At 69.1% G+C, this 22,776-nt stretch carries 22 protein-coding genes; 16 read left to right on the top strand and 6 right to left on the bottom strand.

Annotation, left to right across the window (positions count from 1 at the left end; genetic code table 11):
• The first annotated feature begins 9 nt into the window (after positions 1-9).
• Genes AAFN86_RS24075 through AAFN86_RS24060 form a run of 4 tightly spaced genes read left to right on the top strand, consistent with a single transcriptional unit; the run spans position 10 to position 4,539 of the window.
• On the top strand, positions 10-1,671 hold the full coding sequence (locus AAFN86_RS24075; RefSeq protein WP_347546120.1) for a Na/Pi cotransporter family protein: 1,662 nt from the start codon (positions 10-12) through the stop codon (positions 1,669-1,671).
• A complete protein-coding gene (locus tag AAFN86_RS24070) occupies positions 1,668-2,837 on the top strand; it encodes an aminotransferase class V-fold PLP-dependent enzyme (RefSeq protein ID WP_347546119.1) in 1,170 nt (389 codons plus the stop codon). Before AAFN86_RS24075 ends, AAFN86_RS24070 begins: the two co-directional genes overlap by 4 nt.
• The gene (locus AAFN86_RS24065) at positions 2,834-4,213 is read left to right on the top strand and encodes an acyclic terpene utilization AtuA family protein (protein ID WP_347546117.1); all 1,380 of its coding nucleotides are present in this window, start codon (positions 2,834-2,836) and stop codon (positions 4,211-4,213) included. The genes AAFN86_RS24070 and AAFN86_RS24065 overlap by 4 nt, the downstream gene beginning before the upstream one ends.
• Positions 4,204-4,539, top strand: a complete 336-nt coding sequence (locus tag AAFN86_RS24060) for a hypothetical protein (protein WP_347546116.1) — start codon at positions 4,204-4,206, stop codon at positions 4,537-4,539. Before AAFN86_RS24065 ends, AAFN86_RS24060 begins: the two co-directional genes overlap by 10 nt.
• A gap of 393 nt (positions 4,540-4,932) precedes the next feature.
• Here AAFN86_RS24060 and AAFN86_RS24055 read toward each other — a convergent pair whose 3' ends face one another.
• Positions 4,933-5,676 carry a GntR family transcriptional regulator gene (locus AAFN86_RS24055; RefSeq protein WP_347546115.1) on the bottom strand — a complete coding sequence of 248 codons (744 nt, stop codon included), beginning with the start codon at positions 5,674-5,676 and terminating at the stop codon, positions 4,933-4,935.
• Between the two features lie 239 nt (positions 5,677-5,915).
• Between AAFN86_RS24055 and AAFN86_RS24050 the strand changes: the two genes are divergently transcribed.
• From AAFN86_RS24050 to AAFN86_RS23995, 12 genes are read left to right on the top strand one after another with little or no spacing between them, the layout of a single operon-like run.
• Positions 5,916-6,926 (top strand): ABC transporter substrate-binding protein, encoded by a 1,011-nt coding sequence (locus AAFN86_RS24050; protein WP_347546114.1) that lies wholly within the window; start codon positions 5,916-5,918, stop codon positions 6,924-6,926.
• Positions 6,927-6,960: 34 nt separating this feature from the next.
• The gene (locus tag AAFN86_RS24045; protein ID WP_347546112.1) at positions 6,961-8,019 is read left to right on the top strand and encodes an ABC transporter substrate-binding protein; all 1,059 of its coding nucleotides are present in this window, start codon (positions 6,961-6,963) and stop codon (positions 8,017-8,019) included.
• Between the two features lie 9 nt (positions 8,020-8,028).
• The gene (locus tag AAFN86_RS24040) at positions 8,029-9,081 is read left to right on the top strand and encodes an ABC transporter ATP-binding protein (protein WP_347546111.1); all 1,053 of its coding nucleotides are present in this window, start codon (positions 8,029-8,031) and stop codon (positions 9,079-9,081) included.
• Complete coding sequence (locus tag AAFN86_RS24035; protein WP_347546110.1) at positions 9,062-9,913, top strand: ABC transporter permease; 852 nt, start codon at positions 9,062-9,064, stop codon at positions 9,911-9,913. The genes AAFN86_RS24040 and AAFN86_RS24035 overlap by 20 nt, the downstream gene beginning before the upstream one ends.
• Positions 9,906-10,709: an ABC transporter permease gene (locus AAFN86_RS24030; RefSeq protein ID WP_347546109.1), complete on the top strand. Its 804-nt coding sequence runs from the start codon at positions 9,906-9,908 to the stop codon at positions 10,707-10,709. Before AAFN86_RS24035 ends, AAFN86_RS24030 begins: the two co-directional genes overlap by 8 nt.
• 8 nt (positions 10,710-10,717) lie before the next feature.
• Positions 10,718-12,049: an FAD-binding oxidoreductase gene (locus AAFN86_RS24025; RefSeq protein WP_347546108.1), complete on the top strand. Its 1,332-nt coding sequence runs from the start codon at positions 10,718-10,720 to the stop codon at positions 12,047-12,049.
• 14 nt (positions 12,050-12,063) lie between these two features.
• A complete protein-coding gene (locus tag AAFN86_RS24020) occupies positions 12,064-12,762 on the top strand; it encodes a hypothetical protein (protein ID WP_347546107.1) in 699 nt (232 codons plus the stop codon).
• Positions 12,759-13,856 carry an NADH:flavin oxidoreductase/NADH oxidase gene (locus tag AAFN86_RS24015; protein ID WP_347546106.1) on the top strand — a complete coding sequence of 366 codons (1,098 nt, stop codon included), beginning with the start codon at positions 12,759-12,761 and terminating at the stop codon, positions 13,854-13,856. The genes AAFN86_RS24020 and AAFN86_RS24015 overlap by 4 nt, the downstream gene beginning before the upstream one ends.
• Positions 13,846-14,844 carry a succinylglutamate desuccinylase/aspartoacylase family protein gene (locus AAFN86_RS24010; RefSeq protein WP_347546105.1) on the top strand — a complete coding sequence of 333 codons (999 nt, stop codon included), beginning with the start codon at positions 13,846-13,848 and terminating at the stop codon, positions 14,842-14,844. Before AAFN86_RS24015 ends, AAFN86_RS24010 begins: the two co-directional genes overlap by 11 nt.
• Before the next feature lie 23 nt (positions 14,845-14,867).
• A complete protein-coding gene (locus AAFN86_RS24005; protein ID WP_347546104.1) occupies positions 14,868-16,436 on the top strand; it encodes an ABC transporter substrate-binding protein in 1,569 nt (522 codons plus the stop codon).
• Between the two features lie 23 nt (positions 16,437-16,459).
• On the top strand, positions 16,460-17,431 hold the full coding sequence (locus AAFN86_RS24000) for a tripartite tricarboxylate transporter substrate binding protein (protein ID WP_347546103.1): 972 nt from the start codon (positions 16,460-16,462) through the stop codon (positions 17,429-17,431).
• 4 nt (positions 17,432-17,435) lie between these two features.
• Positions 17,436-18,095, top strand: a complete 660-nt coding sequence (locus tag AAFN86_RS23995; RefSeq protein ID WP_347546102.1) for a hypothetical protein — start codon at positions 17,436-17,438, stop codon at positions 18,093-18,095.
• A gap of 68 nt (positions 18,096-18,163) precedes the next feature.
• Here AAFN86_RS23995 and AAFN86_RS23990 read toward each other — a convergent pair whose 3' ends face one another.
• The 5 genes from AAFN86_RS23990 to AAFN86_RS23970 form a co-directional block, all read right to left on the bottom strand.
• Complete coding sequence (locus tag AAFN86_RS23990) at positions 18,164-18,370, bottom strand: hypothetical protein (RefSeq protein ID WP_347546101.1); 207 nt, start codon at positions 18,368-18,370, stop codon at positions 18,164-18,166.
• Positions 18,371-18,465: 95 nt separating this feature from the next.
• Positions 18,466-19,416, bottom strand: a complete 951-nt coding sequence (locus AAFN86_RS23985; RefSeq protein WP_347546100.1) for an SMP-30/gluconolactonase/LRE family protein — start codon at positions 19,414-19,416, stop codon at positions 18,466-18,468.
• 83 nt (positions 19,417-19,499) lie between these two features.
• Positions 19,500-20,933 (bottom strand): mandelate racemase, encoded by a 1,434-nt coding sequence (locus AAFN86_RS23980; protein WP_347546099.1) that lies wholly within the window; start codon positions 20,931-20,933, stop codon positions 19,500-19,502.
• On the bottom strand, positions 20,930-21,751 hold the full coding sequence (locus tag AAFN86_RS23975; protein WP_347546098.1) for a sugar phosphate isomerase/epimerase family protein: 822 nt from the start codon (positions 21,749-21,751) through the stop codon (positions 20,930-20,932). The genes AAFN86_RS23980 and AAFN86_RS23975 overlap by 4 nt, the downstream gene beginning before the upstream one ends.
• Positions 21,751-22,767, bottom strand: coding sequence for a Gfo/Idh/MocA family oxidoreductase (locus AAFN86_RS23970; protein WP_347546097.1), 1,017 nt, complete (start codon positions 22,765-22,767; stop codon positions 21,751-21,753). The genes AAFN86_RS23975 and AAFN86_RS23970 overlap by 1 nt, the downstream gene beginning before the upstream one ends.
• Between the last annotated feature and the right edge of the window lie 9 nt (positions 22,768-22,776).

Raw genomic sequence — 22,776 nt, 5'->3', positions numbered from 1 at the left:
AGGGCCGGGATGAGCGAGGCTTGGCTGCTGCTGGAACTCGCGGGCTATGCCGCGCTGCTGCTGTGGGGCCTGCATATGGTGCAGAGCGGCTTCCTGCGCGCCTATGGCAGCCGCCTGCGGCAGCGCCTGGGTGTCGGCCTGGCCAATCGCCGCCGCGGCCTGGCGGCCGGGCTTGCGGTGACGGCGCTGCTGCAGAGCAGCACTGCGACGGCCTTCATGGTCGCCTCCTTCTGCGCCGGTGGCACCGTTGCGCTGGTGCCGGGCCTGGCGGCTATGCTGGGGGCCAATGTCGGCACCGCGCTGATCGTGCAGGTGCTGTCCTTCGATGTGTCGGCGCTGTCGCCGCTGCTGATCCTGGTCGGCGTCGTCGCCTTCCGCGGGAGCGAACAGGCGCGCCGGCGCGACCTTGGCCGCGCAGGCATCGGGCTGGGGCTGATGCTGCTGGCGCTGCACATGATGGTCGCGGTCATGGCCCCGGTCGAGACATCGCCCGCGCTGCGCGCCGTGCTGTCTGCCGTATCCGCGATGCCGCTGCCGAACCTGCTGATCGCCGCGGTCATTGCCTGGGCGATGCACGCCTCCGTCGCGGCGGTGCTGTTCATCGCCTCCCTGCATGCGGCCGGCGTGATCGGTCCGGAAGCGGCGCTGGCCATGGTGGTCGGCGCCAATCTCGGCAGCGCGATCAATCCCGTGCTGGAAGGGGACCGCAGCGAATGGGCGCGCATGCGCGTGCCGATCGGCAACCTAGTGAACCGGGTGGTTGGTGGCCTGCTGGTGCTGGCGGCACTGCCCTGGATCACCGAGGCGATGGTCCGCCTCGATCCCACGCCGGCGCGCTTCGTCGCCAATGCCCATCTCGCCTTCAACCTCGTGCTAGCGCTGGCCGCGCTGCCCGTGCTGCCGGCCTTCGCCCGGCTGCTGGAACGCTGGCTGCCGGAAGCGGATGCGGCGGGCGACCCGGCGGCGCCCCGCTACCTCGATGATTCCGCCCTGCAATCGCCCCCGGTGGCACTCGCCAATGCGGAGCGCGAGGCGCTGCGCCAGGCCGATGCGCTGGAAGAAATGCTGCGCGCCATCGCCACCGGCTTCCGCACTGAGGATCGCGACCTCGGCAAGCGCATCGGCCGGCTGAACGAGGTGGTGGACCGTCTGAACCGCGCGGTGCAGGTCTATCTCGCCGGGCTGCGGCCCGACCTGCTCGGCCAGGAGGAGGAGCGGCGCGTGGCCGAGATCCGCGCCTTCGTGCTCAACCTGGAAAGTGCCGGGGATGTGCTGGATCGCAGCCTGGCGCGCGTCGCCGCGAAATGGGCGAAGGACGGCATGCGGCTGGATGCGGGCATGATGGACGCCATCCAGGCGATGCACGCGCGCGGGCTTGAACAGCTGCAACTCGCCATCGCCGCCTTCATGCGCGAAGACGTCGCCGCCGCCCGCCAGTTGATCGAGGAGAAGGAACGCATGCGCGTCGAGGAAGCGGAGGTTGCGCGGTCCTTCTCGCTGGCGACCGAACCCGGCGTCATCGCGGCGCAAGGGGTGCTGCTGGAGGTGGTGCGTGACCTCAAGCGCGTCGGCGGCCATCTCGCGGCGACCGCGCATCCCCTGCTGGAACGCTTCGGCGCGTTGCGGCCCAGCCGGCTGAACGGCGCCGAGGACGGGCTGGCGGCGACATGAGCGGCTGGCTCGGCGCACGGCGCATCATCAACGCCTACGGCACCAATACGCGTCTGTCGGGCGGGATGATGGCGCCCCGAGTGATCGAGGCGATGGCCGCCGCCGCGAACGGTTGCGTCGAGATGCACGACATCCAGGCCGCGGCGTCGCGCGCCATCTCGGAGGTAACCGGGGCCGAGGCCGGCATCGTCACAGCCGGTGCCGCCGCCGCGCTGATGGTCGGCGCGGCGGCCTGCATGGCGCGGCTTGACCCGGCGGCGATGAACCGGCTGCCGGACAGCGCCGGGCTGGCGCATGAATTCATCGTCAGCCGCAGCCAGCGGAACATGTATGACCGCTCATTGCGCATCGCCGGGGGGCTGATCATCGAGATCGGCATCCCCGATCGACTGTCCGGCCCCGGCGTGCGTGATGCAAGTGCCGGCGAGCTTGCCGAGGCGATCACCCCGCGCACCGCCGCGGTGTTCCACCTGGCCGGCGAGAATGCCGAGCCGCCGCTCACCGATGTCGTGCGCGTCGCCCATGCGCGCGGCGTGCCGGTGCTGGTCGATGCCGCCGCCCAGCTGCCGCCGGCGGAGAATCTCCGCCGCTTCATCGCCGAGGGCGCCGACCTCGTGTGCTTCTCCGGCGGCAAGGCGATCGGTGGGCCGCAGGCCTCGGGCATCCTGGCCGGGCGGCGCGACCTGGTAAGCAGCGCACTTGCGCAGATGCTCGACCTCGACCTGCCGGATGCGCAATTCGTCGCCCCGCCGGAATTCGCGCCGCTGAACCAGCTGCGCTACCTGCCGCACCACGGCATCGGCCGCGTCGCAAAGGTGGGGAAGGAGGAGATCGTCGGCCTGGTCACCGCCCTGCGGCACTTCGCCGCCGAAAGCCCGGCGGCTCGGTCGGCGCGTTGGATGGCGCGGCTGGCGGCGTTGCAGGCCGCGGTGCCGCGGGCCACGCTGATGCCGGACGGCGCGAAGCCCGGGCTGACGCTGCTCGAGATCCGCTTCCCCGACCGCATCGCGGCCGAGCGCGCCGATGCCGCGCTGCGGGCGTGGGTTCCCGCCATCCATCTGGACGCATCGCGCATCCGCCGGGGCGTCTTGGCCGTGAATCCGATTGCGCTGGACGACAACGACCTGCCGGCGCTGGCCGCCGCGTTGAAGGAATGCTGCGCATGAGCGACCTGTTCCTTGTCGGCAATGGCGCCGGTTTTTCCGGGGACCGCATCGATGCGCCGATCCCGGTGGTGCGCACGCTGGTGAAGCGCGGCTTGCCCGCCGCGATGTTCTTCGAATGCCTGGCCGAACGCACCATCGCCCTGGCGCAGATCGAAAAGCGCCGCGACCCGGATGCCGGCTACGAACCGATGCTCGAACGGCTGCTGGAACCGATTCTGATGGATTGCGCGACGGCGGGCATCCCTATCCTCGGCAATTTCGGCGCGGCCAACCCGGTGGCCGCGGCGCGCTGCGTGGCGCGGCTGGCCCGGCGGCTCGGCATTCCCGCGCTGCGCATCGGCGTCGTCACCGGCGATGACGTGTCGGGCAGCATCGACCTCGACAGCCTGACGCCGCATGAGGCGGATGCGGGGCTCGACATGTCGTCCTGGTCGCTGGTCTCGGCCAATGCCTATATCGGCGCGGCACCGCTCGCCGAGGCGCTGGCGCGCGGCGCGCAGGTGGTGGTGGCGGGCCGGACATCGGACCCCTCGCTCGCCATCGCACCCCTGATGCATCATTTCGGCTGGGCAGAGGATGACTGGCAGAACCTCGCGCTCGGCGCGGCCTGCGGGCATCTGCTGGAGTGCGGATCGCAGCTGACCGGCGGCGTGTTCTGGGACCCCGGCTTCAAGGACATTCCCGACCCCGCGAATATCGGCTTCCCGGTCGCGGAGGTGTCGCGCGAGGGCGGCCTGCTGGTGACCAAGGCGGACGACACCGGCGGCGCGGTGGATCTGCGCAGCGTGAAGGAACAGCTGCTGTATGAGTTGCACGACCCCGCCGCCTATCTGACGCCCGACGTCGTCATGGACATCACCGGCGTCACGCTGGCGGCGGCGGGCCCGGATCGCGTGGCGCTGTCCGGCGTGCGCGGCCATGAGCGTCCGGACCGGCTGAAGGTGACAGCCTGCTACGAAGGATCCTGGCTGGGCGAGGGCGAAGTCTCCGTCGCCGGCCCGAACACGCTGGCGCGGGCACGTGCGACGGCGGATGTGCTGCTGCAGCGGGTGCGGCAGCGCGGCCTGGGCCGCCGCGCACGGGCCGACCTGATCGGCATCTCCGCCGTGCATGATTCCGACGACGGCGCGCTGTGGCGGTCCTATGACGGGCCGGAGCCACCTGAGATCCGCATCCGCCTCGCGGTCGAGAGTGCGACCCGCGACGATGCCGACCAGGCGGCGCGGGAAGTGCTGGCCATGCTGTGCTGCGGCACGGCCGGCACATCCGGCGCGCGCTGGCGCGTCACGCCACGCTACCTGACGCGGTCCTTCCTGGTGCCGCGCGCGATGGTGCCGACCGAGGTGCGCGTGCTGGAGGCCCGGTCATGGAACTGATCGAGATGCCGCTGCACGCGGTCGCGCATGCCCGTGCGGGGGACAAGGGCAATCGCGGCAATATCTCGCTGATGCCCTATGACCCCGCGCTGTATCCGCTGCTGGCCGAGCAGGTGACGGAGGCGCGCGTGCTGGCCCTGTTCGCGCATCGCGGCGCGACGCGTTGCATCCGCTACGACCTGCCGCTGATCCACGCCTTCAACTTCGTCATCGACGATGTGCTGGAAGGCGGGGTGAACGGGTCACTGAACCTGGATGGGCACGGCAAGAGCCTGTCGTTCAGGCTGCTGTCGCTGCCGGTGCGGATGCCGCCGCCAGGTTCGTAGCGGGGTCGCTGGCGCGGAGGTTGGGCCGGCAGAATGGAGGGGCCCTGCCCCTCCAAACCACCCCGCCAAAGGCCCGGGGCCTTTGGAAACCGATACATGGTCCTGCGCGCATGATCGTCGGATGCGGGCCGCGCGTGACCGGTCACGAGGACCGCGGGGTGGCACCTGCCTCACGGACGGAAGCAGGAGGTCGGATCACCCCGCATGACGACTTCCACCGTACACAGGGTCACAACGTCATGGGGACCGGCATTCCCTGGGGGGAGGTTGGGTAGCCGGTGCATCCGGGACTTGCCGCCGCAAGACATGACGACCGGACCGTTGGTGTGTCGAGCCTCGGTGAAGGCGACCGATGTCAGCATCGAACACCGATAGGCAGCGCCGGTTTGCTGCTCAGGCGACCTTGGCCTTGCTTCTGAACTCCCTCGACGCCAATGGCTTCAGACGCTCGATTCCCTCGGACCCGTGCGGATCGTCGGCAAACTGCAAGCGGGACAGCAGGTAGTCCGCGGCTGCGTCGATCTCCGCCTTCAGCTCCGCCGCCGCGGTCGCACCGTCCCGCGCGCGGAGCGCCGACAGCATTTCCCGGTGCTGGTTGCCCGTGGGGTTGCGTCCGAGAATGATCCATCGGGCATCCCAGAACAGAGGGCCGCGACGCAGCCACAGGCTCTCGATGATGCCGTACAGCATGGGTGCCTCGGCCGCGCGATAGAGCGAGAGCAGGAAGTCGCGATCCGCTCGAAGCACGCCTTCCGGATCATTGCGTGCCCTTGCCGCGTCCCCGGCGCGGATCATCCGTTCCAGCCCGTCGAACTGCCCTTCGTCGAGCCTGCCGGCAGCCATGCCGACGGCCAGGGGCTCCAGTGTCGCCCTGATGGTCGCGAGTTCCTTGAACGCGCCACGGCTGAGCCGAGGCACGATTGCGGTGCCGCTCGACAGGACATCCAACGCCTGCTCCGCCGCAAGGCGCCGCAGCGCCGTCCGCGCCGGCATGGGACTCGTTCCCAACGCCGCCGCAATCCGTCGGATCGAGAGTTTCTGGCCCGGCGCGAACAGGCCTTCCATCAACGCCTGGCGCAGGCGCTGGAAGGCCTGGTCTTCAAGAGACGCGGCCGGCGGTTCGGTGGTGTCTTGCATGGCCCTCATTTTGTGATCACACTACGATGAATAATGAGATTTTAAAAGGAGGATGTTCCCATGGCTCGCATTATCCCGATCGGCCTGCCGATATCATCTCCGTCCGGCAGCCGGCGGTTCCGGTAGCGACAGGCATGTCTCGTACATCCGAACATGGGTCTCCTGAGGCCCCCGGCAGGACCAGCTCCTCCCGCCCCCTCCGGGCCGGCCGCAGGACCATCCTGCTGGCGGCCGGCGCCGTGGCCCTTCCGCGCCTTTCCCATGCCCAGGCCGGCGCGCCGCCAAAGCCGGACAGGATCGTGGTGAACGCCTCGGGCGGTTCGATGACGAGCAACCTGCGGCGTTTCTACTTCTCGGAATACGAGCGCCAGCACGGCATCCGCGTGGTCGACACCTCGCCTGTCGATTTCGGCAAGCTGCGCGCCATGGTCGCCAGCGGCAATCCGGAATGGACCGTCACCGAGATCGGCGGCCAGGACGCGATGCGCGCGACGGAGCTGAATCTCCTCGAACCGATCGACACCGCCGTCGTCGACCTGACGGGCTTCCCGGCTATCGCGCGGCAGTCGCACATCTATGTCGGCGCGACGTCGTCGACCGCGCTCGGATATCGCACGGACGTCTTCCCGGATGGCACGCATCCGAAAGGCTGGGCCGAGTTCTGGGATGTGCGGCGCTTTCCCGGCGCGCGTTCGCTGCGCAACCATCCGGTGGACAATCTCGAATTCGCGCTGCTCGCCGACGGCGTGGCGATGGACAAGATCTACCCCATCGACATGGACCGCGCCTTCCGCAAGCTCGATCAGATCCGTCCGCACATCGCGGTGTGGTGGTCGACCGGCGCGCAGCCGGCGCAGATGCTGGTGGACCGGGAGGTCGTGCTCGCCAGCGGCTGGAACGGTCGCTTCTTCGAGCTCACCCGTCGCGGTGCACCCGTGAACACGGATTTCACCGGCGGCTCGCTTAAAAGCAGTGCCTGGGGCATCCCGCGCGGCACGCGCAATGCCTATTGGGGCCAGCAGCTTTTCCGCACCATGACCAATCCGCGCCTCCAGGCCGCCTATGCGGCCGAGCTTTCCTACGCCGGCCTGAACCCGGAGACGATCAACTTCGTCCCGGAGGATATTCGACCGCTCCTGCCGGCCGCCCCCGACAATCTCGCGAAGCAGTTCTGGATGGATCTCGCCTGGTGGACCGAAAACGGTGCCCGCGCGCAAGAACGCTGGAATCGTTGGATGCTGCAGCGTTGAACCGACAGACGGAGGTGTGAGGATGACGATTCTGATGAACCGCCGTGGCCTCCTGCGCGCTGGTGGCGGCGTCGCGGCCGCGGGGCTGTCGCTCCCGGCCTTCGCCCAAGGTGCGCCGCCGCCCAAGCCCGACCGCATCGTGGTGAATGCCTCGGGCGGCGGCATGGCGACGCAACTGCGCCGTTCCTACTTCGCGGAGTTCGAGCGCCTGCACGGCATTCGCGTGGTCGACACGTCGCCGGTCGATTTCGGCAAGCTGCGCGCCATGGTTGCCAGCGGCAATCCGGAATGGACCGTCACCGAGATCGGCGGCCAGGACGTGGACCGCGCGAAGGAACTGAACCTGCTGGAGCCGATCGACACCTCGATCGTCGATCTCTCCCGCTATCCGGCGGCCGGACGCAATTCGCACGCCTTCATCGGTTCGGCCTATTCGACCGTGCTCGGCTTCCGCAGCGACGTGTTCCGCGACGGCGCCCACCCCAAGGGCTGGGCGGAATTCTGGGATGTGCGGCGCTTCCCCGGCGCGCGTTCGCTGCGCAACCATCCGGTGGACAATCTCGAATTCGCGCTGCTCGCCGATGGCGTGCCGATGGATCAGATCTACCCCATCGACATGGACCGCGCCTTCCGCAAGCTGGACCAGATCCGACCGCATATCTCGGTGTGGTGGTCGACCGGCGCGCAGCCGGCGCAGATGCTAGTGGACCGGGAGGTCGTGCTGGCCACGGGTTGGAACGGCCGCTTCTTCGAACTCGCCCGCCGCGACGCGCCGGTCGGCTCGGAGTTCATGCAGGGTTCGCTGAAATCCTCGGCCTACGGAATACCGCGCGGCACTCGGCAGGCCTATTGGGGCCAGCAGCTGTTCCAGGTGATGACCAACCCGCGCCTGCAGGCGATGTACGCGACCGAGCTGTCCTATGCCGGCCTGCATCCGGACACCGCGAGCTTCGTCGCCGAGGACATCCGCCCGCTGCTGCCGACGGCACCCGCCAATCTCGAGCGCCAGTTCTGGCTGAACGTCGCCTGGTGGACCGAAAACGGAGCCCGCGCGCAGGAACGCTGGAACCGTTGGATGCTGCAGCGGGGCTGAGACAGGCGCGTGGAACTTTCGGTCAAAGGCATCGTCCGGCGCTTCGGTCCGGTCGTGGCACTCGGCGGCGTCGATCTCGACGTCACCGAGGGCGAATTCCTCACCATCCTCGGCCCGTCCGGCTCCGGCAAGACGACGCTGCTCAAGACGGTCGCCGGTTTCGAGATCCCCGACGAAGGCCGCGTTTTGCTGGGCGGGGAGGACGTCACCCTCGCCCCGCCGCGCCGCCGCGACGTGGGCATGGTGTTCCAGAACTACGCCCTGTTCCCGCATATGAGCGTGGCGCAGAACGTCGCCTTCCCGCTGGAGATGCGCCGCCGCCCGCGCGAGGAGATCAAGCGCCGCGTCACCGAGGCGCTGCGTCTCGTCGAACTCGACGGCTATGGCGACCGGCTGCCGCGGCAATTGTCCGGCGGGCAGCAGCAGCGTGTCGCCCTGGCGCGCGCCATCGTCTTCGGGCCGCGCCTGCTGCTGCTCGACGAACCCTTCGGGGCGCTGGACCGCAAGCTGCGCGAATCGCTGCAGCTCGAAGTGCGGCGCCTGCAACGCCGGCTGCGCCTGACCACCCTGTTCATCACGCATGACCAGGAGGAAGCGCTCATCATGTCCGACCGCATCGCGGTTATGGACAAGGGGCGCCTTGAACAGGTGGGCCAGCCCGGAGACGTCTATGCCCGCCCGGCGACGCGCTTCGTCGCCGACTTCCTGGGCGAATCGAATCTTCTCGACGGCATGGCAAAGGGCGGCAGCGCCGACATTCCGGGCTTCGGCGCCGTTCCGCTGCCGCCTGGCCAGCCCGATGGCCCGGTCACGCTGCTCCTGCGGCCGGAGGCGCTGCGCGTGGCAAGCGCCGGCGCCGCCATGCCATGTCGCGGCCAAGGCAAGGTCGTCGAGACCGTCTTCCTTGGCCAATCCGCCAAGCTGCGCATGGTGCTGGATGGCGGCGGGGAGGTGCTCGCCCGCCTGCCGCTCCGCCCCTCCGACCCGTCCCCTGCAGGTGAGGGCGAAAAGGTCGCCATCGGCTTCGCCCCGGAGGATCTCCATGTCGTCCCCAGGGGATAGCCGCCGCACCATGGCCCGGCGGCGGGAGACGGCGCTGCTCCTGCTCGCCGTGCCGGCCTTGCTCCTGCTCGGCATCGTCTTCGCCTGGCCGGTGCTGCGGCTGCTCGCCATGTCGGTCGAAGGCGGCACCCTCGCGAATTTCGAGAAGGCGACGCTTGACGACCTCTACCTCTACGTCCTGTTCGACAGCGTGAAGATTGCCGCCATGGTCATGGCGATCTGCCTGCTGCTCGCCTACCCGGTCGCGTTCTGGCTGTCGCGCGCCGGGCGCTGGGGCATCGCGATCGGCATGTTCGCGTTGCTGCTGCCGTTCTGGACCTCGGTGCTCGTGCGCACCTATGCCTGGCTCGTGCTGCTGGGGCGCAACGGCGTGGTCAATCGCTGGCTGCGCGACGCCGGGCTGATCGAGGCACCGCTGCCGCTGCTGCACAACACCGCGGGCGTGCTGATCGGCATGGTGCATGTGTTGCTGCCCTACATGGTATTCCCGATCTACGCCTCGCTGCTGCGCATCGACCCCGACCTGTCGCGGGCGGCCGAGGGTCTCGGGGCGCCGGCCTGGCGGACCTTCCTTCGCGTGACCTTCCCGCTGTCGCTGCCGGGCGTGTCGGCTGGCTGTGCGCTGGTCTTCGTGCTGTCGCTCGGCTTCTTCATCACGCCGGCGCTGCTTGGCGGGGGTCGCGTCATCATGGTCTCGATGATGATCGAACAGCAGGTCCGCGAGTTCCTCGACTGGCCCTTCGCCGCCGCATTGTCCACGGTGCTGCTGGTGGCGACGCTCGCCATCTACGCATTGATCGGGCGCATCACCCGGGGGGCGCGCCATGCGTAGCCGCCGGGGCGCCAGCCAGATCCTGCTTGGCCTTCTTGCCACGCTGGTCTTCGTGTTCCTGCTGCTGCCGCTGGCGGTGGTATTCCCGATCTCGCTGTCATCAGCGTCCTACCTGCAATTCCCGCCGCCGGGATTCTCCTGGCAATGGTACCAGCGCTACCTCGACGACCCGAGCTGGATCGACGCCACCATCCGCAGCGTGAAGGTCGCGAGCCTCTGCACCGTCCTCGCCATGGGGCTGGGGGTGCCGCTCACCTTCTTCCTCGTGCGGTCCCGCCTGCCGGGCGTGCGCTTGCTCGACAGGCTGGCGGCGGCGCCGATCATCGTGCCGACCATCATCCTTTCCATCGCGCTGTATGGCGTCTTCGCGCGGTTGCAACTGATCGGCGCGTGGTACGGCGTGGCGGTGGCGCACACCGTCCTCGCCCTGCCCTTCGTCGTCATCCTGGTCAGCGCCGGGCTGCGCGGCTTCGACGAGGCGCAGGAACAGGCCGCGGCTGGCCTCGGTGCCGGCTGGCCTGCCATCATCTGGCGGGTGACGCTGCCGCAGCTGCGGCCTTCGCTCGTCTCCGCCGCCTTCCTTTCCTTCATCAGCTCCTTCGATGAACTCGTGCTGGCCATGTTCCTTTCCGGCGCGGAGATGACGCTGCCGAAGAAGATGTTCGACAACATCATGATGGAGATCGACCCGACCATTGCGGCGGTGTCGGTGCTGCAGATCCTGCTGGTGGCCGTGGCACTCGGCCTGACCAGCCTGTTCGGGCGTGGCGCGCTGACCACGACCATCACGCGCTGAGGACGATCATGGACAGTTCCGTCTTCCACCCCGATTTCAAGGCGAAGCCCTTCTGGTGGGACGCCATCGCGATGGGCGAGGACGACCCGCCGGCCGAACTGCCGCCGAGGGCCGATGTCGTCATCGTCGGCGGTGGCCTCACCGGCCTCAACTGCGCGATCGAACTCGGCCGCGGCGGCACGAAGGCCGTGGTGCTGGACGCCGAACCACTCGGCTTCGGCGCCTCCACCCGCAACGGCGGCGGCGTTTCCGGCGGCAACAATGTCGGCAAGGGCCTGTCCGGCGCGAAGGGCCGCCAATCCCCCGAGGAGATGCGCGACTGGCTGCGCGCGATCATGGGCGATGCCTCGGAAGGCCTCGCCCATATCGAGGCGCTGGTCCAGCGCGAGAACATCCAGTGCTTCTACGAGCGCACCGGCCGCTTCGTGGGCGCCTGGACGCCGAAGCACTATGACGGGATGGCCGCGAAGATCGACACGCTGAATGAATTCGCCGGCGCCGAGGCCTCCATGCTGCCGCGCGAGCGACAGCGCGAGGAGATCGCGTCCGACTACTACTACGGCGGGATGCTGGTGAACCGCACCGGCAAGATCCATCCGGGCCTGTACCATCGGGGCCTGATGCAGGCGGCGCAGCGCTATGGTGCGACGCTGCTCGGCCGCACCAAGGCCGGTTCCCTGACGCGCATCGCCACCGGCTGGCGCGTCGAGACCTCGCGCGGCCCGATCGAAGCCGGCGAGGTGGTAATCGCGACCAATGGCTACACCGGCTCCCTCACGCCTGACCTGCGGCGCCGGCTGATCCCTGTCGCGTCGCACATCATCGCCACCGAGGAGCTTGATCCGGAGCTCGCGCGCAGCCTGATCCCGAACCAGCGCACGCTGGCGGACAGCCGGCGCATCCTGACCTACTATCGCATGTCGCACGACAACAAGCGTGTCGTCTTCGGTGGTCGGGCGCGCTTCACGCAGGTCACGCCGGAGGTCTCCGCGCCCATCCTGCATTCTATGATGCTGGCGCGCTGGCCGCAGCTGAAGGGCATGCGCGTCACCCATGCCTGGACCGGCAACGTCGCCTTCGCCTTCGACTACCTGCCGCATATGGGGGTGACGCAGAAGGGACTGCACTACGCCATGGGCTGCAATGGCGCGGGTGTCGCCATGCTGTCGTACCTGGGTGCCGAAGTCGGCAAGAAGCTGCTCGGCAAGACCAACAAGCTGCCGGTCTTCGACGGTCGCGACTTCCCGACCCGTGCGTTCTACACTGGCAACCCCTGGATGCTGCCCATGGTTGGAAGCTGGTACCGATTCCGCGACTGGCTGGACCGGAAGGCGGCGTAGCGGAGGCGGACGGCATGAGCGGCCCGGTCTTCTACGTCGTTGAAATCGAGCCGGCCGCGGCGGCCCTGCCCGCCTTCGCCGACTGGTATGCCTCCGTCCACGCGCCGCATCTGTTCAATGCGGGGTTCAACAACTGCACGTCCTATGTCGGCGTGTCGGGCACGATGTCCGTCGTCGACATCTACCAGGCCGACGATTGGTCTGTGTTCCAGCGGCCCGCCTTCGACCGGTACCGCGGCATCGCGGCGTCCGACCCATGGCGGCCCGCATCGGTCAAGGGCCTGCCCAACAGCCGCACGGTCTACCACCACCATGCCTCGACGCCGCTGCCCTCACACGACGCCGCGGCGCCGCTCGATGCCGACTGGATCATGGTCTGGCGGCTCGACGGCGATGCCGTCCTGGAAGACCGCGTTGCCGCCTGGCTGGCCGAAGGCGGCGCCGGGCCTCTCATCAACCATGGTGCACGCCAGATCCGGCTGCTGCATCGCGGCCGCGATGCGCCGACCGGCCCCTCGGTGCGGCCGACTCTCGCGATCCTCACCGAATGGGCCGCCCAGCCGCCATCCGACCTGGCCGCAAGCCTGCCCGGCTGGCTGTCACCACGGGTCGATCCAGCCCTCGGCTTCGTCGGGTGGCGCCTCTATCCCTGGGCGCTCGATCCGGCGCTGCGCCTCGCCACCGCCCCCAAGCGCAACGGAAACCCCGCATGAGCCATCTCTTCTCGCCCATCACGCTGCGTGGCCTGACGCTGCCGAACCGCATCGTCATCGCCCCGATGTGCGAGTTCCACGCGGTGGACGGCAATGCGACCGACTGGCACACCATCCATCTCGGCCACCTCGCCCTGTCGGGCGCCGGGCTGCTGATCATCGAGGCGACAGGCGTCGAGCCGCGCGGCCGCATCAGTCGCGAATGCCTCGGTCTCTACAATGACGAGAACGAGGAGGCGCTGGGCCGCGTCCTGGCCATCGTCAGGCGCTACAGCAGCATGCCGATCGGGCTGCAGCTCGGCCATGCGGGCCGCAAGGCGTCGGTGCTGAATCCGACCGCCGGCCGGCGCTATGGCCATGCGCCCGTCTCCGAGGGCGGCTGGGAACCCATCGGTCCCTCCCCGATCCCCTGGGCCGAGGGCTGGCCCGTCCCGCGCGAGATGACGCGCGCGGACATGAAGGAAGTGCTGGCATCCTTCGCCGACGCGGCCCGGCGCTGCGCGCGGCTTGGCATCGACCTGCTCGAGATCCATGGCGCCCACGGCTATCTCGTCAGCAGCTTCCTCTCGCCCATCGCCAATCGTCGCAGCGATGCCTATGGCGGCAGCCTCGAGAACCGCATGCGCTTCCCGCTGGAAGTCTTCGATGCGGTGCGCGCCGCCTGGCCGGCCGACCGTCCGCTCGGCGTGCGCTTCAACGGCACGGATTGGATCGAGGGCGGCATCGACACGGCGGAAGCCGTTGCCTTCGGCGCCGAGCTGGCCAGGCGCGGCTGCGACTACGCGGACATGTCGAGCGGCGGGAACGGCTTCGCCACCATCCTCGACGGCCCCGGCTACCAGGTGCCGTTCGCTGCCGCGGTGCGCGAAGGCGCCGGCATCGCGACGATGGCAGTCGGGCTGATCCGCGAGCCCGTACACGCGGAATCCATCATCGCCTCCGGCCAGGCGGACATGATCGCGATCGGCCGCGGCATGCTGAACGATCCGCGCTGGCCCTGGCACGCGGCGGAGGAACTTGGCGTGCAGATCGAGGTGCCGCCGGCCTATATCCGCGCTGCAACGCGTGTGGGGCGCAACGCCCATGCCCGCTGAACCCCGGCGTTGGCACATCGACCTGCCGGGCACCCGTGTCGATGAATTCCCCTGGCGCATCCACGTCCAGGAATTCGGCAGCGGCGGCCCGGCGACGGCCATCGTCGCCGGCATGATCGGCGACAAGCCGCTCGGCGTGCTGGCGATGCATGAATTGGCGAACCGGCTGAAGCAATGCAGCGTGAAGGGCACTGTGCTGATCCTGCCCATCATCAATCCTTTCGGCTTCCAGGCCGCGACGCGCCACAACCCTGACCTCGTGGAACTGAACCGCCGCTTCCCCGGCAATCCGCACGGTGCGGTGTCGGACCAGCTGGCCCACGCCGTCTTCGCCGCGCTGAAGGATCGCGTGGATTGCGTCATCGACGTGCATTCCGGCACGCCCGTACGCGCCACCGAATTCGCCTATGACTACGGCAACCTCGCGCTCAGCGCCTCCTTCGGCTACATTCCGGTCATGGTCGGACGGCACACGCCGGGCCAGTTGTGCACCGAGGCGACGCGCGCCGGCATGCAGGCGACGCTGATCGAATTCGGCGGCGCCGACCGCAGCGACATGACGCCGGCGATCGAGGGTTGCCTCAACATGCTGCGCTTCCGCGGGCACCTGGACGATGCGCCGACGGGGCCGGACCGCGTCGACATCCTCGACCAGGTGAAGCTGTTCTTCGCGTCGAAGGACGGCGCGCTGTGCAGCGACTTCGGCGCGGAACGCGTCGGCAAGCCCGTCGGCCCCGGCGTCATCGGCTGGGTCACGAATGTCGTGACCGGGGAACGACTGGAGGAATTCGTCGTCGACCCGATCGGCGTCGAGACCGGCACGGGCCCTGGCTTCGATCGCTGGGGACCCGCCGTGATGAAGCCCTTCGTGCCGAAGGCGCCGCCCATCCTGATGGTCGGCCAGGCCGTCCCCGCGATGGTCCGGCCCGGCACGCTCACCTACATGGCCGGCTGGGTCGGCGACACCATCGCAACGCCGCGCCGCTGATCCGGCGCGAGGGAGAGAACGACATGGCCCGAAAGAGGTTCTTCGCCGCAGCCGTCGCGCTGGGGCTGGCGACACCCGCCGCTGCCGAGACTGTCCTGCGCTACGCGCCGAGCTCCGACCTCGCGACGCTGGACGCGATGATCACCACGGCGACGACGGTCGGCCAGCATGGCAGCATGGTCTACGACACGCTGTACTCGCTGGACGAGAACCGCGAGCCCCGGCCGCAGATGATCGGGCAGGAGGAGATCTCCCCCGACGGCCTGACCTATCGCCTCACGCTGCGGCCGAACCTGCGCTTCCATGATGGGCAGCCGGTGACGTCCGAGGATGTCGTCGCCTCCATCAATCGCTGGATGGTGCGGGATACGCTTGGCCAGCTGCTGAAGGCGAACCTGCAATCCTTCTCGCCGGACGGGCCGCAGACGGTCGTCTTCCGGCTTCACCGGCCCTTCCCGTTCCTGCGTCTCGCACTCGGGTCCATCGCCGGCACGCAGCCTCTCATCATGCGGCGCCAGGATGCGCAGCAGGACCCGTTCCGGCCGGTCAGCACCGCCATCGGTTCAGGCCCGTTCCGCTTCGTGCAAAGCCGCTACATGTTGGGCGTCGGCGCCGTGTGGGAGCGCAATCAGGACTACGTGCCGCGCGACGAGCCGGTGAGCGGCCTTGCCGGTGGCAAGCGCGTGCTGATCGATCGCGTGGAACTGCGCTTCATCCCTGACGCCGCGACGCGCGGCAATGCGCTGCGGCGTGGCGAGATCGACCTGATCGACCAGCTTCCCGCCGACATGATCCCGCTGCTGCAGCGCGACCGGAATGTCGTCGTCACGCGGCTCGCGCCGCTCGCCTCCGTCTCCTACCTGCGACCGAACTTCCTTCACCCGCCATTCAACGACGTCCGTGCGCGACGCGCCCTTGCCCTGGCGGTCAACCAGGCGGATTTCATGGCCGCAGGCTATGGCACACCCGAATGGTGGCGGCCGTCCTGCTTCTCCTTCTTCGGCTGCGACACGCCGAACGGGATCGAAGTCGGCTCCGAACCCTATCGCGAGCAGAACCTGGATCGCGCGCGGCAGCTGCTGCGGGAATCCGGCTACAATGGCGAACGCATCGTGCTGATCGGCACCACCGAGCTGCCGGCGCAGCAGGCGCTTGCCGAGGTCGCCGCGGATGCGCTGCGCCGCATCGGCGCCAATGTCGACCTGCAGCTGATGGATTTCGCGGCGGTGCAGGCGCGCCGGCTCAACAAGGCGAGGCCCGACGCCGGTGGGTGGAATCTCACGCCTTCCGCGCTGTCGGGTACCGGCATGTGGACGCCGCTGCTGAACGTGACGATCAACACCAACTGCGAGCAGCGCAACTACCTGGGCTGGCCCTGCGACGAGAACATCGAACGCCTGCGCACCTCCTACGCCCAGGAGCCGGACGCCGCACGGCGGGAGGCGATCCTCGAGGAACTCGCCCGCGCCCTGTGGGACTTCCTGCCGGTGATCCTGACCGGCAATTACTATTCCCCCTTCGCCTGGCGGCGGGAGGTGAGCGGCGTCATCCGCAGCGCCCCGCTGGTGTTCTGGAACATCGAGAAGCACTGATGCCCCGAACGGAGAACCATCCCATGTCGTTCCAGCGCAGGCTGCTCGCCACGGCCACGCTCGGCATCCTCGCCGCACCGCGCATCGCGCGGTCGCAGGCCTTCCCCGGCCGGCCGCTGCGCCTCGTCGTCCCGTTCCCGCCCGGCGGCGCGAGCGACATCATCGGCCGACAGCTCGCCGCCTCCATGAGCGAGACGCTCGGCCAGCCCGTGATCGTGGATAATCGCCCCGGCGCCAACACCGCCATCGGCGCCGAGACGGTGGCGCGCGCGGCACCCGACGGCCTGACGATGCTGCTCGTCACCTCGACGACGCTGGCCATCGCGCCGCACCTGCCGACGCCGCTGCCCTACCGCGTCGACCAGTTCGCCCAGGTCGGGCTGGTCGTGAAGATGCCCTTCGTCATGGTGTCGTCGCCGCTCTACCCGCCGGCGACGATGCAGGCGGTCATCGCCGATGCGCGGGCGCGCCCCGGCGCGGTCAACTTCGCGAGCCACGGCCGTGGCGGCTCGGCGCATCTCGTCGGGGAACTCTGGCGCATGGCGGCCGGCGTGGACATCGTGGCGGTGCACTACACCGGCAATGCGCCCGCGACTGTCGACCTCATCGCGAACCGCGTGCAGCTGATGTTCGACGGTACGCCCACGGCGCTCGCCGCGTCGCGGAGCGGCCAGCTGCGCGCGTTGGCGATCATGAGCGACCGGCGCTCGCCGGCTGCGCCCGACCTGCCCACCATGGCCGAGGCCGGACTGCCCGGCGTCACCGCCTATAGCTGGTATGGGTTGAGCGTCCCGGCCGCGACGCCGGAACCGATCGTCGCGCGGCTGGACGCCGCCGTGACGCGCGCAGTCGCGGATCCGACGGTCCGCGCGCGCTTTATCGCGGACGGGCTGGAACCAGGCGACCTGGACCGCGCGGGGTTCAACCGCATGGTCAGCGCGGAGTCGGAGACCTGGCGCCGCGTCATCACATCCATCAGGGGGCAGATCGAGTAGCGCCATGTCCGGTGAGATCATCTACGTCGCGGAACTCGACATTCCCGCTGCCGCCTTGCCCCCCTTCTACGACTGGTACGCCGGGCGCCACGCGCCCGACCTGTATCAGCTCGGCTTCCGCACCTGCACATCCTACCGGGGTGTCGAGGGCTCGATGGACGTCATCGACGTCTACGAGGCGGCCAACTGGGATATCGTCGCCAGCGAGGGCTATCGCCGGATGAAGGCGCGCGATGCCCACGCCGCCCCAGCCTGCGCCGGGCGCACGGATTGGACGCATACGATCTACGAGTACAACGACGCCGTTGGAGCGGACCGCCATCCGCTGCTCGACGCCGACTGGATCACCATGGCGCGCTTCGCAGGTGACGAGGCGGCGGAGGATGCGCTTGCCGCCTGGCTGCTTCAGGAGGGGGAGGCTGCCTATCAGGCTCTCGGTGCGCGCAGCGTGCGGCTGCTGCACAGGGGACGCGACCACCCGACGCTCAAGAGCCGTCGCGCACGCTGCGCCTTGCTTGCGGAATGGGCCGTGGAGCCACCGGCGTCGGGTCGCGGCATGTCGACGCTGCCCGGGCACCTGTTGGCGATGCTGAGCCCGGATGCGGCCTTCATGGGGTATCGACTGTATCCCTGGCCTGACGACGTATCGTTGCGACAACGGTAGGTCGGCAGGGTCCGACGGCGAGGACCAGCGTTGCGGGCCCGTGTCGCGGACCGGCGCGGCCGCCGCGCTCACAACATCGCCTGGCCGGACGTCAACATGACCTCCGTTCGGTCGCGAACACCCTCCGCGCCAGGCACCTTTTCGGCGAGCACGCGCACCGCGCGCTGCACGGACGGTCCCGATCTGAAGCCCTGGCATTCCATGATCCCTTCATCCACCTCGACATGGGAATGAAAGGGATCGGCCCGGTCTTCATCCAGCGTGGCGACGGCCATTGCCGTTCGGATACGGTTGCCGGCCTGCCGTCAGCTTCGGTGGAGCGAGGAACGCGGGGGACTTCCCTTCCCCGATCTTCCCTGCTGCCGCACGCTCAGCCTCCCGCCACCCCCTGCGTGTTGACGTAGAGGCTGAACAGCGACTGCGCCGCCGCCATGAACAGCCTGTTGCGGTGCCGCCCGCCAAAGGCGAGGTTGGCGCAGCGTTCCGGCAGATGGATGTGCCCGATCGGCGCGCCGGCATTGTTGAACACGCGCACGCCATCGAAGGCGGCCGTCATGCCCCAGCCGCACCACAGGTTGCCGTCGACATCCACGCGGAAGCCGTCCGGCGTCTCGCCGGTTTGGCAGGCGATGAAGGTGCCGCGGCGGCGCAGCTTCGCGCCGTTCACGTCATAGGCAAGGATGTTGCGCGGCTCCGACCGGCTCTCGACGATGTACAGGATGCTTTCATCCGGGTTGAAGGCGAGGCCGTTCGGATGGTCGATGTCGTCGGCGACGCAGGTGATCTCGCCGGTCGCGCCATCCACCCGATAGACATTGGTGTGCGGCAGCTCCGGCGCGTGCTTCTCGCCTTCGTAGAGGCCATAGATGCCGAAGGGCGGATCGGTGAACCAGACCGACCCGTCCGACTTCACCACCACGTCGTTCGGGCTGTTCAGCCGCTTGCCCTGGTAGCTGTCGGCGAGCACGGTGATCGACCCGTCATACTCGAAGCGCACCACGCGGCGGCCAAGATGCTCGCAGGCGATGATGCGCCCCTGGCGGTCGCGAGTATGCCCGTTCGCATTGTTCGACGGCTTGCGCCAGGCGGAGACCGCGCCGGTCTCCTCGTCCCATTTCAGCACGCGGTTGTTGGGAATATCGGACCACAACAGGCAGCGCGCATCGCCGAGCCAGACCGGCCCCTCGCCCCAGCGCGTGCCATGATACAGCCGCTCCACCGCGGAGAGCGCGATGTGGTAGCGCTTGAAGGACGGATCGAGCGCGACGATGGAAGGGTCCGGATAGCGCGCACTTGGTTGCCAGGCTGCGGCGTCGGTCATGATGTGTTTCCCCCTTCTCGTCACGATGCTGCGTGCAGCATGGCCTGCGGCGTGGCCCGGCTCAACCGCCGGACCCGCCTCGATCAGCCGGGCGGCCAGGCGGCCTTGGGCATGCGGTCCATGGCGGTGGTGTCGGGCTCGATTGCGGTACCGAGACCCTTCGCATCCACCACCGAACCGAGGTCCAGCATACCCTCGCGAATGGCCAGGCGCGGCCCGTGCGGCGTGTCGGCGTACAGTTCGGGATAGGCCTCCATGAAGCGCACCGCCTCCGCCTTCGGGCGGCCGGAGAAACCATCGACGAAATGATGGCCGTTGCGCTCGACATGGGTCAGGCCCATCGCGCTGACCAGCGCCAGGTCCTGCTGCACGCAGACGCCGGCCAGTGTCGTCAGGTCCTCCGCGCTCATGAAATATCGCGGCTCCGGTTCCGCCGCGTTCCAGGCCCGGCAGCGGGCGAGATTGACCAGGGACCGCCACACCCCCTTGCACGCCTTGGAGGAGATGCCGGTATAGCCAAGCGCCTTGGCCTGCACGAACGCATCGAGCGGCCCGTCGCTCTCATCCACGATCACCGGCCGCGCGGCGGCGAGCCTGCCCATGGCACCTTCCAACGCCTTCGCCCGTTTCACCGGCTGCTCGATGAACGCAATGGATGCATTCAGCCGCGCCAGCCGTGGTTCCGCCTGCATGGCATGCCACAGAGCGAGCACGCCCTCGGCGTCCTCATACTGTTCATTGCCGTCGAGCGAGACGTGATAGCCGTGCAGCCGGTCGAGCACCGAGGCGATGCGGCACAGCCGGTCCACATCCGCCGCGACATTGCCCCCGACCTTGAGCTTCCACCATGTGTGGCGATAGGTGCCGACGACCTCCTCGACGGTCTCCGGCAGGCCGTCTTTCACGCGTTCCGCCTGGTCGGCGGCGGTAATCGGGTCGACCAGGCCGACGGTGTGGCGGGCATGCATCCGGCGCGCCGGCGCCAGCGAGGCAAGCATGGCCCCGAAATCGGTGCCTGCGAGGTCCGGGATCGCCGCATGCGGCGCCATGCCCCCGATATTCGCATGCAGCCCCTCGGCGAAGGACAGACCCTTCGCCTTCAGCAGCGCATCCAGCATGGCGCGGTCAAGCAACGCGCGCCCATAGGCGGCAACCAGCGGATTCAGCCCTTCGGCCCCGCAGGCGGCGACATGCGCCGCATAGGCATCGGCGTAGTGGCCGAAGGCGGTATTGGCGCCGGCCGCGAGCGTCGCCTCGGTCGCGATCTCCAGCGCGCGGCGCAGCTGCGCCTCATTCTGTGCGTCGGACCAGCGCGGGTCCTTGTCGAACCACTTGGCCGCCAGAGTCTCGGCAGCGATGCCCCAGTGTTCGGACCCGTCATCGAGTGCGATGCGGGCGCGGATCACCGCCTGGCGCCCATGCGTCACGGTGATGACGCCGAAGCGGAACGGCATGCGCAGCCGGAACGGCCATTCGAAGCGCTCGGCCTCCAGCAGCCGGAAACGGGGTGCGGTCATGCCGGCGTCTCCTCAAGCGCGCGAAGGTAGCCGATGGCGCGCGCCGCGCTGGTCGGCCCGTCCGGGACGTAGTCAAAGGGCTCGACCGCGGCGAAGCCGGCATAGCCGGTGCGGCGCAACACATCGAGCACCGGCCCGAAGCGATCCGCCCCCTGCCCCGGCCCGCGCTTGTTACGATCGTTGAAATGCACATGGGCGATGGCGCCGGTCGGGACGAAGCGTTCGAGCAGGGCGACGACGCTCTCGCTCTCGCCATTGCCGGCCGAGCAGGTGTCAAGCATAGTCCGCAATGCCGGGTTGCCGATGCGGTTCACGATGGCCGCACCGTCGGCCACGCTGGTGCACCAATTCGTCTGGCCGGGATCGAGCGGTTCCAGGCAGTAGGTCACGTCATGCCGCGCGGCGACGTCGCCGGCCTTCGCCATCGCCTCCTCGGCCCGCGCGGCGTCGCCATCGACATCCACCCGGCGCTGCCCCGGCGATCCATGGACCAGGATCGTCGCGCCAAGATCGGCCGCCAGGCCCACCAGGCGCTCCATCACGTCGAGCGTCCTCGCGCGCAGCGCCGCATCCGCACTGGTGATCGACAACCCGGCCGGTGCGACCAGCAGCCAGTGCAGCGAGGTGATCGACGTGCCCGCATCGCTCGCGGCCCGCCGCAGCAGGGCGCGTCGCGCGGCTGGCAGCAGGTGCGGCGCCTCCGCATCCAGCGTGAAGGGCGCGACCTCGAGCCCGTCATAGCCGAGCGATGCCGCCAGCACGCATTGCGCGGCGAAGTCCAGGTCGCGCACGACCTCGTTGCACAGGCTGATGCGCATCAGGCGAATTCCTCCTGGGCAACGACGCGCATTTCCGTCGCGGAGCGCCGCGCCGCGTCCAATATGCGTCCCGGCGCGACGGCGCCGGAGCGCAGCCCTGCTTCGGGTTCGCCGCGCGTCCGCACCGCTTCGATGAAGGCGGTGAGCTCGGCGGCGACGACCTCGACCGGGTCGGCCGCAGGGATTGCGACAGCCTCGCGCGGCGCGTGCTGGGGCAGCCAGGCGCCATGCGCCGCCGGCGCATGCGATCCGCGACGCAGCGCGAAACTCTCGGCGGCGAAATCCACCTCGGCCAACGCATCGCTGCCGGCGGCGACGACTTCCTTGCGTGTCTCCGCCCCCGGCACCACCGCATCGGGCCAGCGCCCCGGCAGCACGCAGCCGGCCTCGATCATCGCCGTCAGGCCGGAGGCGAACATCATCTGGATCACCGCCAGGTCCTCCCGCCCGCGTCCGAGCGGATCGGCCATCGTGGCGAAGATACGTGCCGGTGCCTCCCCCGCGATCCAGGGCAGCAGGTCGGCGAAATGCACCGCATCGTTGAGCAGCGCGCCGGAATCGCCGCGCGCACGCTTCAGCCCTGAGAAACGCGCCGCCAGGTAGTGCAGCCGCCCGAAGGCGCCATCCGCCACCATGCGGCGCAACGCGACCGCCTTCGGATGAAACCGGAAATACAGCCCGACCTGCGCGATGCAGCCCATCTGCTCGGCCAGGTCGGCGAGTGCCTCGGATTCCGCCGCCGTCTCGGTCGCGGGCTTTTCGAGGAACAGATCGCGCCCGGCGAGCAGCACGGTGGTCGCCACCGGCACGTGGGTCGGCACCGGCGTGGCGACGATCGCGGCATCGCAGGCGGCAAGGCCGGCCTCGATGTCCTGCACCACCGGCAGCCCGGTCGCCGCCGCCACCGCGCCGTCGGCGTCGAAGGCCATCGCCGCGACACCGAGCCGCCGCAGGGCTGCGACGTGCACGCGCCCGAAGGCACCGCAGCCGATCAGCAGCAGCCGGGGATGGTTCATGGCCCCGAG

Source organism: Roseomonas sp. CAU 1739 (assembly GCF_039839775.1).
GTDB lineage: Bacteria > Pseudomonadota > Alphaproteobacteria > Acetobacterales > Acetobacteraceae > Neoroseomonas.
This window is presented reverse-complemented; position numbering and strand designations above follow the sequence as displayed.